Source organism: Pseudomonas sp. JH-2 (assembly GCF_036231725.1).
GTDB lineage: Bacteria > Pseudomonadota > Gammaproteobacteria > Pseudomonadales > Pseudomonadaceae > Pseudomonas > Pseudomonas delhiensis.
The window spans coordinates 55,431-68,277 of record NZ_JAZAQP010000035.1; the positions used below are offsets into that span (position 1 = coordinate 55,431).

Consider the following 12,847-nt stretch of genomic DNA (forward strand, 5'->3'; position numbering starts at 1 on the left):
TTCGTCTCCTCTGGCGGCCGGCGGTGCGCGCGGCATGCAGCCCGAAAAATCTAGCCCATGCCGCCATGCCCGGCAACGCGGCGGCCGGGCGGCTGGCATCCGCACGAGGTTAGCGCGCCGCCGCGCGCACCCGCCAGGCCATAAATCCCAGGTTATCGGCCAGCGCCGACGCCGCGCTTGCAAAGCGCAACCGCAGGCGGTATTCCGCCAGGCAACTGAAACTGGCATGGCGGCGTGGCGATGAACGAAACCCCTGGCGACAGCGTGATGAACGAAACACCCGGCGGCCCGCGCGACGTGCTGTTCGTGGCCTACCCGGACATGGGCCTGCTCGACCTCAGCGGCGCCCAGACGGTGTTCTGGGCCGCCAGCAAGGCGCTGGCCGAACGCGGCCTGCCCGGCTACCGCCTGCGCACCGCCAGCCTCGCCGGCGGCCTGGTGCGCACGGTGGAGGGCCTGGCGGTGGACAGCGTAGCCCTGGCCCCGCCGCAGAGCCTGGCGGTGGACACCCTGGTGGTCCCCGGCGCCCCGGACATCTGCCAGACCCTGGACAGCCACGCCGAGCTGGCGGCCTGGATAGCCGCCGCCGCGCCGCGGGCCCGGCGCGTCGCCGCGGTGTGCAGCGGCGCCTTCCTGCTGGCCAAGGCCGGCCTGCTCGACGGCCGCCGCGCCGCCACCCACTGGGCCCTGTGCGACACCCTCGGGCAGCGCTTCCCGGCGGTGCAGGTGGATGCCGACGCCATCTTCATCCAGCAGGGCGCGGTCTGGACCTCGGCGGGCGTGAGCGCCGGCATCGACCTGGCGCTGGCCCTGGTGGAGGCCGACTGCGGCCGCGAGGTGGCCATGGCGGTGGCCCGCGAACTGGTGGTGTACCTCAAGCGCCCCGGCGGCCAGGCGCAGTACAGCACGCTGCTGCAGTCCCAGGCCGCGGACAGCCCGCTGTTCGACGAGCTGCACCTGTGGCTGGCCGAGCACCTGGGCGAGCCCGGGCTGACGGTGGAAAGCCTGGCCGAGCGTGCGCGGATGAGCCCGCGCAACTTCTCGCGGGTCTACAAGCAGAAGACCGGCCGCACCCCGTCCAGGGCCATCGAGCTGTTCCGCCTGGAGGCGGCCAGGCGCCTGCTGGAGCACTCGACGCAGAGCATCGAGCAGATCGCCCGGCAATGCGGCTTCGGCAACGAGGAGCGGATGCGCGGCACCTTCCAGCGCAACCTGTCCCTCTCCCCGCGCGACTACCGCAGCCGTTTCACTCGCGAGGCCTGAGTGCTGCCTTCGTCTTCGTATGGATGAGCTTGCCTTTTAGTGATCAAGGCAAGTTACGAAGTTGTGGAAAGTGCCTCGACGGAAGTTTGCAAGAACCCATACCCAGGTCTCGCCGGACTATACCCAGGTATACTTCTTCGCCTTGTCCGCTGGCGTATCTTGAAATCTCGACAGATACCGCCACGAGCAATTTCGGATGATCCAAGAACCCCCGAGTCACCATACGGCCGTGATTGCCGTGGTCGACGACGATGAATCCGTGCGCGCGGCGCTGGAGAGCCTGCTGCGCGCCAGCGGCTACCGCGTGCGCAGTCATTCCAGCGCCTTGGACTTTCTCTCCGCCGGAGAGCCCGGCGAGGTGCAGTGCCTGGTTTCCGACGTGCAGATGCCCGGCATGAGCGGCCTGCAGCTGCATGCAAGGCTCATCGCCATGGGCCTGTGCGTTCCCGTCATCTTCATCACCGCCTACCCCGAGGCGGTTCCCGTCCCGCTCGCCTGCCTGTCCAAACCGTTCGACGCCGAGCGCCTGCTCGCGTGCATCGAAAGCGCCCTGCGCCAGCCCTGCTGAAACCTCCCCGGCAAGTTCCGCCGATACCTAGGTATATATCCGCCAGACCAACGCACTATTCCGCGAACCCCATGTAGAAGTGTGCGGCGCAAGTTCCCCGAATAGCATGAATTCCACAGCGGACGATCGGATGCAGCCAATGCCGGCACGATGATCGTCACGCCGGACCTGAAGCCGAAACTTCAAGGTCATTCATCCCCTCACCTATTCGGGAGCAAGTCATGAAACAGCAGATTCTGATCGTTGGCGCAGGCTTCGGTGGGCTCTGGAGCGCCTTGAGCGCGGCACGCCTGCTGGACAAACACGACCGTCACGACGTACAGGTCACCCTCCTGGCGCCCCAGGCGGAGCTGCGCATCCGCCCACGCTTCTACGAGCCCGAGGTGGACCGCATGTTCGCCCCGCTGGACGCCCTGTTCGACACCGTGGGCATACGCTTCGTCCAGGGCACCGCCGAGCGCATCGACGAGCAGGCGCAGACCGTCGGCTACCGCGACGCCGCCGGCCGCCAGGGCGAGCTGGGCTACGACCGCCTGGTGCTGGCCACCGGCAGCCAGCTCGCCCGGCCGCCGGTGCCGGGCCTGGGCAGCCACGCCTTCGACGTCGACCAGATCGAGTCCGCGGCACGCCTGGAAGAACACCTCAAGGCCCTGGGCGAGCGGCCCGCCAGCCCGGCGCGCAACACCGTGGTGATCGCCGGCGGCGGCTTCACCGGCATCGAGACCGCCACCGAGATGCCGGCGCGCCTGCGCCAGGCGCTGGGCGCGGACCAGGACATCCGCGTGGTCATCGTCGACCGCGGCGCGCAGGTGGCCGCCGCCCTGGGCGACGGCATCCGCCCATCCATCGTCGAAGCCTCCAGGGAACTGGGCATCGAATGGCTGCCCGGCGCCAGCGTCGCGGCGGTGGACGCCAATGGCGTGACCCTCGCCGACGGCCGCCGCATCGACAGCCACACGCTCATCTGGACCGTGGGCTTCCGCGCCAGCCCGCTGACCGGGCAGGTGAGCGGCGAGCGCGACGCCCAGGGCCGCCTGCACGTGGACGGCAACCTCCGGGTACGCGGCCAGGGCAGGATATTCGCCGCCGGCGACGTGGCCTACGCCGCCACCGACGACCTCGGCAACCACGCGGTGATGTCCTGCCAGCACGCCATCTCCCTGGGCCGCCACGCCGGCAACAACGCCGCCGCCGACCTGCTGGGCGTGCCGCCCACCACCTACCGCCAGCCCAAGTACGTGACCTGCCTGGACCTGGGCGCCTGGGGCGCGGTGTACACCGAGGGCTGGGACCGCCAGGTCAAGCTGGTCGGGCAGCCGGCCAAGGAGCTGAAGACGCAGATCAACACCCTGTGGATCTACCCACCGGCAGCGGACCGCAGCATCGCCCTGGCGGCGGCCGATCCGCTCATTCCGGTGGCCTGATCGCGGACGGAGTCCGCTCCTACGACCGTGCTTCCCTGGAACCGTAGGAGCGGACTCTGTCCGCGATCATCCGTCGTTGAAAACGGCGGATAACGCCGTAGGCGTTATGCGCCCTACGAACTATCGCGAACACGGGGAACCGAGGTTCGCGAGCAAGCTCGCTCCTACGAAGAGCATGCCCGCTCTTGCTCTGGTTTTTTGGATTTCCAGAGAAACAACCGAGCGCACCGGAACGCCCCTTCAGAAGGCCGAGCGAAACCGGCGCTCAGGAGGTCATGCGACATGGATGTCGCGAGAGCCCCGATGGGCTACAGGGACGTACCCTCGGGGCGGGCCTCCGTGGCGGGGGAGTTCACGAGGGTAGCCCGGCTTCATCGGGCCCGTATGTCGGGGCAAGCCTTTTTGGTTCCTTTTGTGGCGATTGACAAAAGGGACTCGCCCGAGGGGGCGAAACGAGAAACATCAACGCACTCGGAGCGGCGCGCTACACCAAACCCCAAGCCACTGGTTTCCCGCGTTCGCGGTTATCCGCCGTTTCCAATGACAAAATCGCGGACGGAGTCCGCTCCTACGGGCGCCAGGGAAGCACGGTCGTAGGAGCGGACTCCGTCCGCGATTGGCCCCCGGCTATGCCGGACGCCCCGGTGGCATGGCCGGCGGCGGACAACCGCGAACGGTTATTCGCCCTAGGGTGCGGCCTGGAACCAATCTCACCCCTGCGCGCTGGGCACCTCGTCCTCGCTGATGCAGTGCTCGATCTCGGTCACCTTGTGCAACGCAAGATCGGCGCAGGGGTAGGCCCCGAAGATGCGTCCCTGGTAGAAGACCACCCAGACGAACCCCAAAGGCTCCACGCCCGCCAACCCCCGGACCAGCGTCTGGAACCGGGGGGGCAGGTCGTCGATGTGCATCTGTGCCATACCGCGCAGGATCATGGCGGCTCACCTCTTGCCCGGAAGGCCGCATTCTCGGTTCCCGGCGGCCGCTGGGCAATACGACGGAAGTTTGCCGGGCGCGGCTATCGTGCCGCGGCGCCCAGCGGCGGGAGCAGCTCGGTGGCGATCAGCGGCAGCTTCGGCGGCGCGCAGAAGTCGATGGGCAGGCGGGCCTGGGCCGCGGCGACGACGGCTTCCACGCCCAGCACGCGCAGGGTCATCTCGGCGATGTCCTCGATCATCTCCATGGGCAGCCGCTCCTGGTAGATGTCCTGCATGACGCCGTAGGAGCTGCCGGACACCATGGCGATCACCGCGGCCTCGTTGACCACCTGGAAGGCGCCGTTGCCCATGCCCTCCTCCAGGTCGCGGCGGAAGAACTGGCGCATGCCCAGGATGAAGTTCTGGGTGGGCAGGCTGGCGTCGAACAGCAGGTGGCCGATGTCCTGCCCCGGCGCGGCCATCCGCAGCGTCTGGCGCACGGAGGTGGCGACTATGGCCTGCAGGTCGGTCAGGCCCTCGATGGCCTGGCTGACGACCTGCCGCGTGGCCATCACCAGCAGGGCGCAGATGTCGTCCAGGACGTCCTCGCGGGTCCGGTAGTAGTTGTAGAAGGTACCGGGGGCCATCTCGGCCCGCTCCGTCAGGTTGTATACCGTCAGGGCGCTCGCACCGCCCTCCAGGGCCAGTTCCTGGGCCGCGATCAGCAGTTTGCTGCGTGTCCTGTCTCTTTTGCCAATGGCCATAAATGCTCCGTCTGCCTGCCACGAAGAATAGCGGAGCGTCGAGGTATTGAAAATCTTTCATTTCTGAAATACCTTCAATTAACGCTTCCGAACAATAACAATGGAGCCGGCACCCGATGCCAATCCCACAACGTCCTTGCACTGCGTGCGTCTCACTGCTGCGCGGCCCCAGCGCCTTCCGCCCCACCCTTTGCGCCGGGAGGCAAGCCGCATGATCCTGCGCAACCAGGCCGACATCGAACGCTTCGAACGCACGCCGCTCGCCGAGCATGACCTGCCGCAGGATACCTACCACGCCCTGCGCCGCAGCGCGCGACAGCGCCCGGACGCCCCGGCGCTGAGCTTCTTCTTCGACGCCGAACACTACCAGCAGGCCTGGCACTGGAGCCATGGCGAACTGTTCGCCGAGATCACCCGCACCGCCAACGCCCTGCATGCGCTGGGCGTCGGCCCCGGCGACGTGGTGGCCCTGGTCCTGCCCAACCTGCCGGAAACCCATTTCTGCACCTGGGGCGGCGAGGCGGCTGGCATCGTCATGCCGATCAACCCGCTGCTGGACGGCGCGCAGATCGCCGACCTGCTGCGCGCGGCCAACGCCAGGGTGCTGGTGACCCTGGAGCCCACGCCCGGGCAGGACGCCTGGGAACGCATCGCCCCGCACCTCGACCAGTTGCCGGCCCTGCGCGAGCTGGTCTGGGTGAGCACCGCCCCCTACCTGGACGCCCCGCGCGCCCGGGCCCAGCGCGAGTACGCCACACAGCAACGCCAGCGCCTGGGCCGCAATGTCCACGACCTGCATGGCCTGCTGGCCGGGCAGCCAACCGAGCGGCTGGCCAGCGGCCGTGTCATCCGCCCCACGGACGCGTCCTCGTACTTCTGCACCGGCGGCACCACCGGCCTGCCGAAGATCGCCGTGCGCACCCATGGCGCCGAGGTCTTCGACGCCTGGGCGCTGGGCGCCATGCTCGCCGGCGAGCCGACCCGCGAGCGCTACTTCTGCGGCCTGCCGCTGTTCCATGTGAACGCCCAGCTGGTGACCGGGCTGCGCCCCTGGCTGCAGGGCGGCCACGTGATCCTCGGCACGCCCCAGGGCTACCGCGCCCCCGGGTTGCTGGCGCGCTTCTGGCAGATCGTCGAGCACTACCGCATCACCTTCTTCTCCGGCGTGCCCACCGTCTACGCCACGCTGCTGCAGCAGCCGGTGGGCGCTGCCGACATCTCCAGCCTGGACTACGCGCTGTGCGGCGCCGCGCCCATGCCGGTGGAGCTGTTCCGCGACTTCGAGCGGGTCAGCGGGGTGCGCATCCTCGAAGGCTACGGGCTGACCGAGGGCACCTGCGTTTCCTCCTGCAACCTGCCCGACGCCGAGCGGCGCATCGGTTCCATCGGCCTGCGCCTGCCCTACCAGCCGATGCGCGCGGTGATCCTCGACGACGACGGCCACTACCTGCGCGATGCCGCGGTGGACGAGGTGGGCGCCATCGTCCTGCGCGGGCCCAACCTGTTCGCCGGCTACCTGGACGAGTCGCACAACCGCGGCGTGTGGCTGGACATCGACGGCCAGCGCTGGCTGAACAGCGGCGACCTCGGGCGCCAGGACGCCGAGGGCTACTTCTGGCTCACCGGGCGCAAGAAGGAGCTGATCATCCGCGGCGGCCACAACATCGACCCGAAGCAGATCGAGGAAGCCCTGCAGGGGCACCCGGCGGTGGCCCTGGCGGCCGCGGTGGGCAGCCCGGACGCCTACGCCGGCGAGGTGCCGGTGGCCTACGTGCAGCTGGTGCAGGGCGCCCAGGCCGACAGCGAGGAACTGCTGGCCTTCGCCGCCCGCCACGTCAGCGAGCGCGCCGCGGTGCCCAAGCGCATCGAGATCCTCGCCGCCCTGCCGGTGACGCCGGTGGGCAAGCTGTTCAAGCCCGCCCTGCAGCGGCGCGAGATCGAGCGCGTGGTGCGCCAGGAGGCCGCCCAGGCCGGCTATGCGGTGGAAGTGGAGGTCGTCCAGGACGGCCGCCGCGGCACCCTCGCCCGGCTCCAGGGCCCGGACCGCCACGACCTGGCGGCGGCGCTGGGGCGCTACGCCTTCCAGGTCGAGTGCCTGCCATGAAGCACGGCGCCTTGCTCCGCGACTGACGAATTTTCGCAAGCCGGCCCGGCGGCCGGGAGCGGGAATTTCATGGAAGTCGCAAGCAAGGCGCCATCGAGCATTGACCACAACCGACCGAGCGAGGGCCCAGAACACAGGAAAACACCATACGAATCAACAGGAAATCCACGCCGGCCGCAGGCCGGGCAAGGCGCCGCGGGCCCCGCCTGGCACAGCCATTGCCCTGGATGAAGCAGTGCCTGCCGCTTCCGGATTTTCTCAAGCAAGGGAACCTTTCACTTCTCCGCCGCGCAGAACGCCCGTTCTTCGCCAGGGGAGCTGTCTGCCCCGAGAAAAGTGCACTGCATGCCACACAACAACAAAAAGGTATGAGTCATGAACCACAAACCAATGCCCCGGCACCGCGCCTGCGTGCCCCTGGCGCTCGGCCTGGCCGGCAGCCTGGCCGTGCCGGCCTACGGCGTGACCTTCAAGGCCGGCGAGATCGAAGGCCAGTTCGACAGCACCTTCAGCCTGGGCGCCAGCTGGGCCCTGCGTGACGCCGATTCCAAGCTGATCGGCGAGAACAACGGCGGCAAGGGCTTCGCCAGCGGCACCGACGACGGCCGCCTGAACTTCAAGAAGGGCGAGACCTTCTCGAAGATCTTCAAGGGCCTGCACGAACTCGAGCTGAAGTACGGCGACAGCGGCGTGTTCGTCCGCGGCAAGTACTGGTACGACTTCGAGCTCAAGGACGAGCACCGCCTGGTGTACGACATCGACGACCACGGCCGCGAGGAAGGCGCCAAGTCCTCCGGCGGGCAACTGCTCGATGCCTTCCTCTACCACAACTACATGATCGCCGACCTGCCCGGCACCGTGCGCCTGGGCAGGCAGGTGGTCAGCTGGGGCGAAAGCACCTTCATCCAGGGCGGCATCAACACCATCAACCCGGTGGACGTCTCGGCGTTCCGCCGCCCCGGCGCCGAGATCAAGGAAGGCCTGATCCCGGTGAACATGTTCTACCTGTCCCAGGCGATCACTGACAACCTCTCCGCCGAGGGCTTCTACCAGCTCGGCTGGCAGCAGACGGTGATCGACAACTGCGGCACCTTCTTCTCGCAGAACGACTTCGTCCCCGACGGCTGCAACGGCGTGCCGGTGGGCCCGAACCTGACCGGCAACCCGGCGGCGATGGCGGCGCTGACGCCCTTCGGCATCAACCTCGGCCGCGAAGGCATCGTGGTGCCGCGCCTGGGCGACGACGACGCGCGCGACGGCGGCCAGTGGGGCGTGGCGCTGCGCTGGATGGTGCCGAGCCTGGACACCGAGTTCGGCGCCTACTTCATCAACTACCACAGCCGCCAGCCCTACGTTAACTCCTACTCCAGCCCCAACGCCGACAACCTGAACTTCGTCCCGCAGCTGTGCGGCAACCTCGGCATCGGCGACCCCGGCGCCTGCGCCGGCGCCCTGGGCCCGGCGCTGAACGACCTGGCGCTGGCCTACCGCCTGGGCACCTCCAAGTACCAGGTCACCTACCCCGAGGACATCCGCCTGTACGGCCTGAGCTTCGCCACCACCCTGTCCACCGGCACGGCGCTGTCCGGCGAGATCAGCTACCGGCCGAACATGCCGCTGCAGCTCAACGCGGTGGACCAGGTGTTCGCCTCCAGCGGCATCCCCGCCTTCTCGCCGCTGCTGTCCTCCTGCGCCTACCCGGTGGCCGACGACGCGCTGCTGCAGGGCTACCAGCGCAAGCCGGTGACCCAGGCGCAGGTCACCGCGGTGCAGTTCTTCGACCAGGTGATGGGCGCCGACCGGGTGACCCTGATCGGCGAGGTCGGCGCGGTCCACGTCGGCAACCTCGAAGGCAAGGGCGGCCTGCGCTACGGCCGCGACGCGGTGTTCGGCCAGGGCGCGCTGTACCCGGACAACGGCCTGTGCCAGACCACCACCAGCGCCGCGACCGCGCGCAACTGCAACAACCACGGCTTCACCACCGACTTCTCCTGGGGCTACCGCATGCGCGCCATCTGGGAGTACAGCAACCTGATCCCGTCGGTGACGCTCAAGCCCAACATCGCCTGGTCCCACGACGTCGAAGGCTACGCGCCGGAGCCGGGCTTCAATGAAGGCAGCAAGGCCATCAGCGTCGGCATCGACGCCGACTACCGCAACACCTACACCGCCAGCCTGTCGGTCACCGACTTCTTCGATGGCGACTACAACACCAACGTCGATCGCGACTTCGTCGCCTTCAGCGTCGGCATGTCCTTCTGAGCCGGAGTTCCGCACATGAACCACTTGATCAAAGGCACCACCCTCGGCCTGTCGCTGCTGGCCGGCACCGCCCTCGCCGCCGCCACCCCCGAGCAGGCCGCGGAACTGGGCAAGCGTCTCACCCCGCTGGGCGCCGAGCGCGCCGGCAACGCCGACGGCAGCATCCCCGAATGGACCGGCGGCCTGCCCACCAACGCCGGCAGCAAGGACGGCGCGGGCTTCCTCGGCAACCCCTACGCGGCGGAGAAGCCGCTGTTCGTCATCGACGCGAAGAACGTCGACAAATACAAGGACAAGCTGAGCCCCGGCCAGCTGGCCATGTTCAAGCGCTACCCGGACAGCTACCGCATGCCGGTCTACCCGAGCCACCGCAGCGTCGCCCTGCCCGATGCCATCTACAACGACGCCAGGGCCAACGCCCTGCACGCGAAGATGATCAAGGACGGCAACGGCCTGGCCGACTTCCTCACCGCCTACCCCTTCCCCATCCCGCAGAACGCCCAGGAAGTGATGTGGAACCACACCACCCGCTACCGCGGCGGCAGCGTCAAGCGCCTGAGCGTGCAGGCCACCCCGGACAAGGACGGCGGCTTCACCCCGGTGTTCTTCCAGCTGCAGTTCACCTACCGCGACCAGCTCAAGGAATTCGACCCGGGCAACCCCGGCAACGTGCTCTTCTACTACAAGGAGGCGGTGACCGCGCCGGCGCGCCTGGCCGGTGACGTGCTGCTGGTGCACGAGACCATCGACCAGGTCGCCGAACCGCGCCAGGCGTGGATCTACAACGCCGGCCAGCGCCGCGTGCGGCGTGCCCCGCAGGTGGCCTACGACGGTCCCTACCCGGCCTCCGAGGGCCAGCGCGTGGGTGACAACTTCGACTTGTACAACGGCGCCCAGGACCGCTACACCTGGAAGCTGCTGAGCAAGCGCGAGATGTACATCCCCTACAACGCCTTCGCCCTCGACGCGCCCGGCAAGCAGTACACCGACGTGATCAAGGCCGGCCACCTCAACCCCGACCTGACCCGCTACGAGCTGCACCGCGTCTGGGTGGTGGAGGCCAACCTCAAGCCCGGCGCACGGCACATCTATGCCAAGCGCGTGTACTTCATCGACGAGGATTCCTGGCAGATCGCGCTGGCCGACCACTACGACGGCCGCGGCAACCTCTGGCGCGTCGCCGAAGGCCACATGGAACCCCTCTACGACGTGAAGGTGCCCTGGCTCGCGGTGGAAACCCTGTACGACCTGCAGAACGGTCGCTACATCGCCTCGGGCATGCGCAACCAGGAACGCAACGCCATCGAGTTCGGCGTGAAGGCGGTCGCCGCGGACTTCACCCCGACCGCGCTGAGGAATGCCGGCGTGCGCTGAGCACGCCGCCCCCGGGCAAGGGTGGGCCCCGGCCCGCCCCTGCACTCCTGACGCAACGCCTTGCAGCCACCCCGGTGGCTGCCTTTTTTTCCGGTGCGGGCAACCGCGCCCAAGCCTTGCGAGGCTCGCCCCCATGAGCAGACACCACGCCAAGGGCGCAGCGCGCCCCACACCACCCGCCAGCGAAGCGGCCAGCCCGATCGGCCCGGAAGTCCTCAAGCGCCTGCACTTCAACCCCGGCCAGGGGCTGATCTGGCTGGACGACCGGCGCATGGTGCTGATGCACACCGAGGCCCTGGGCGCCCTGCGCCAGGAGCTGATCGAGAGCCTGGGCATGGACTCCGCGCGCGGCCTGCTGACGCGCTTCGGCTACGCCGCCGGCTGCCGCGACGCGCACATCTCGATGAAGATCCGCAGCCCGCGGGAAGGCATCGAGGACTTCATGCGCCGCGGCAGCCAGTTCCACGCGCTGCAGGGCATCCTGGTGGTCGAGGAAGTGCATTTCGACCTCGACGTGGAACGCGGCCACTGCCACCTGGAATTCAACTGGCGCAACTCCTTCGAGGCCCAGCAGCACACCGCCACCTACGGCATCGGCGGGCGCCCGGTGTGCTGGTCGGCGCAGGGCTACGCCTCGGGCTTCCTCAGCACCTGCATGGGCAAGCGCATCCTGGTGCGCGAGCTGGCCTGCTGCTCGATGGGCGAGGACCACTGCCACTGCCTGGCCAAGCCGGTGGAGGACTGGAGCGACGCGGAAAACGACCTGAAGTACTTCGAGCCGGGCCCGGTGACCTTCGTCGCCCATCCCCTGGCCCATACCGCACCGCTGGCCGAAGCCGCGCCCCCGCCGGCTGCCGCCGTGCAGCGCCCTGGCGTGATCGGCGCCTCGGTGCCCTTCAGCAGCGTGCTGCACAAGATCCGCCGCGTCGCGCCGACCAACGCCACGGTGCTGCTGCTGGGCGAGAGCGGCGTCGGCAAGAGCGCCTTCGCCCGCGAGATCCAGCGCGCCAGCCGGCGCGCCGAGCGGCCGTTCCTGGAAGTCAACTGCGCCGCCATCCCCGAGCAGCTGATGGAAGCCGAGCTGTTCGGCGTGGAGCGCGGCGCCTTCACCGGCGCCAGCGAGGCGCGCCCCGGGCGCTTCCAGCTGGCCGACGGCGGCACCCTGTTCCTCGACGAGATCGGCACCCTGTCGATGACCGCCCAGGGCAAGCTGCTGCGGGTGATCCAGAGCGGCGAATTCGAGGCCCTGGGCGGCAGCACCACGCGCAAGGTGGACGTGCGCATCATCGCCGCCACCAACGAGGAACTGCGCGACGCGGTGCGCGAGGGGCGCTTCCGCGAGGACCTGTTCTACCGCCTGAACGTCTTCCCCATCGTCATCCCGCCGCTGCGCGACCGCCGCGACGACATCCCCCTGCTGCTGGAACACCTGATCCGCCACTACAGCGCCCTGCACGGCCGGCGCATCACCGGCCTGACCGCCCAGGCCCTGCAGCTGCTGCTCAACTACCGCTGGCCGGGCAACGTGCGCGAGCTGGAGAACGTCATCGAGCGCGGGGTGATCCTCGCCGACGACGGCCAGCCGCTGACCTACAACCAGCTGTTCACCCTGGACGGCAGCGTGCGCGAACAGGGCACCCTGGGCTGGAACGAACTGGGCCTGCTGGCCGAGCAGGAAATCGCCACCGAGGCCCTGAACGTCGCCGGCGAACGCGGCGGCGCCGAGGCCGACGCGCTGAGCGCCTGGGCCGACGGCATGGTGCAGCGCGCGGCGGTGTCGCTGGACGAGGTGGAGAACGCCCTGGTGCGGGCGGCCTTTGCCAGTGCCGGGGGGAATATGTCGAAGGCGGCCACCTTGCTGGGGGTGACGCGGGCGCAGTTGGCGTATCGGGTGAAGAAGCTGCAGGAGGATAATGTCGGCTTTTCGTAGGAGCGAGCTTGCTCGCGAACGGTATTTCCCGGCTGTCATTGATGCTGGGCTGAACTCCGTCCCCTCTCCCTAACCCTCTCCCTGAAGGGAGAGGGGACCGTTCGGCGTGCGCTGGTATTTCCGCGTTAGCCGGCTAGCACAGAGACTACCGGCTGAACCAAGTGTGTGGTGGTCAAATAATTTCGGACACTTCGATAGGTTGTCTGGGTGGCCTGCGCTCGTAGCTGGTGGGTGGCAGATA

The 12,847-nt window shown here is 68.6% G+C and carries 9 protein-coding genes; 7 read left to right on the top strand and 2 right to left on the bottom strand.

Annotated elements, in window-relative coordinates:
- The first annotated feature begins 240 nt into the window (after window positions 1-240).
- The 3 genes from VV867_RS21740 to VV867_RS21750 all read left to right on the top strand — a co-directional run bounded on the left by VV867_RS21740 (window position 241) and on the right by VV867_RS21750 (window position 3,255).
- Window positions 241-1,263 carry a GlxA family transcriptional regulator gene (locus VV867_RS21740; protein ID WP_328567536.1) on the top strand — a complete coding sequence of 341 codons (1,023 nt, stop codon included), beginning with the start codon at window positions 241-243 and terminating at the stop codon, window positions 1,261-1,263.
- 196 nt (window positions 1,264-1,459) lie between these two features.
- The gene (locus tag VV867_RS21745; protein WP_109935132.1) at window positions 1,460-1,831 is read left to right on the top strand and encodes a response regulator transcription factor; all 372 of its coding nucleotides are present in this window, start codon (window positions 1,460-1,462) and stop codon (window positions 1,829-1,831) included.
- Between the two features lie 221 nt (window positions 1,832-2,052).
- The gene (locus tag VV867_RS21750; protein WP_328567537.1) at window positions 2,053-3,255 is read left to right on the top strand and encodes an NAD(P)/FAD-dependent oxidoreductase; all 1,203 of its coding nucleotides are present in this window, start codon (window positions 2,053-2,055) and stop codon (window positions 3,253-3,255) included.
- A 710-nt stretch (window positions 3,256-3,965) separates the two neighbouring features.
- Here VV867_RS21750 and VV867_RS21755 read toward each other — a convergent pair.
- Together VV867_RS21755 and VV867_RS21760 are read right to left on the bottom strand one after the other, a co-directional pair.
- Window positions 3,966-4,190 carry a hypothetical protein gene (locus tag VV867_RS21755; protein ID WP_109934005.1) on the bottom strand — a complete coding sequence of 75 codons (225 nt, stop codon included), beginning with the start codon at window positions 4,188-4,190 and terminating at the stop codon, window positions 3,966-3,968.
- Window positions 4,191-4,273: 83 nt separating this feature from the next.
- On the bottom strand, window positions 4,274-4,936 hold the full coding sequence (locus VV867_RS21760) for a TetR/AcrR family transcriptional regulator (protein WP_328567538.1): 663 nt from the start codon (window positions 4,934-4,936) through the stop codon (window positions 4,274-4,276).
- Between the two features lie 211 nt (window positions 4,937-5,147).
- Here VV867_RS21760 and VV867_RS21765 point away from each other — a divergent pair, with 211 nt between their 5' ends.
- The 4 genes from VV867_RS21765 (at window position 5,148) to VV867_RS21780 (ending at window position 12,606) form a co-directional block, all read left to right on the top strand.
- Complete coding sequence (locus tag VV867_RS21765; protein ID WP_328567539.1) at window positions 5,148-7,040, top strand: acyl-CoA synthetase; 1,893 nt, start codon at window positions 5,148-5,150, stop codon at window positions 7,038-7,040.
- 375 nt (window positions 7,041-7,415) lie between these two features.
- Window positions 7,416-9,302, top strand: a complete 1,887-nt coding sequence (locus VV867_RS21770; protein WP_328567540.1) for a DUF1302 domain-containing protein — start codon at window positions 7,416-7,418, stop codon at window positions 9,300-9,302.
- Between the two features lie 15 nt (window positions 9,303-9,317).
- Entirely contained in the window at window positions 9,318-10,676 is a 1,359-nt protein-coding gene (locus tag VV867_RS21775; RefSeq protein WP_328567541.1) for a DUF1329 domain-containing protein, read from the top strand.
- Between the two features lie 133 nt (window positions 10,677-10,809).
- The gene (locus VV867_RS21780) at window positions 10,810-12,606 is read left to right on the top strand and encodes a sigma 54-interacting transcriptional regulator (RefSeq protein ID WP_328567542.1); all 1,797 of its coding nucleotides are present in this window, start codon (window positions 10,810-10,812) and stop codon (window positions 12,604-12,606) included.
- The last annotated feature ends 241 nt before the right edge of the window (window positions 12,607-12,847 follow it).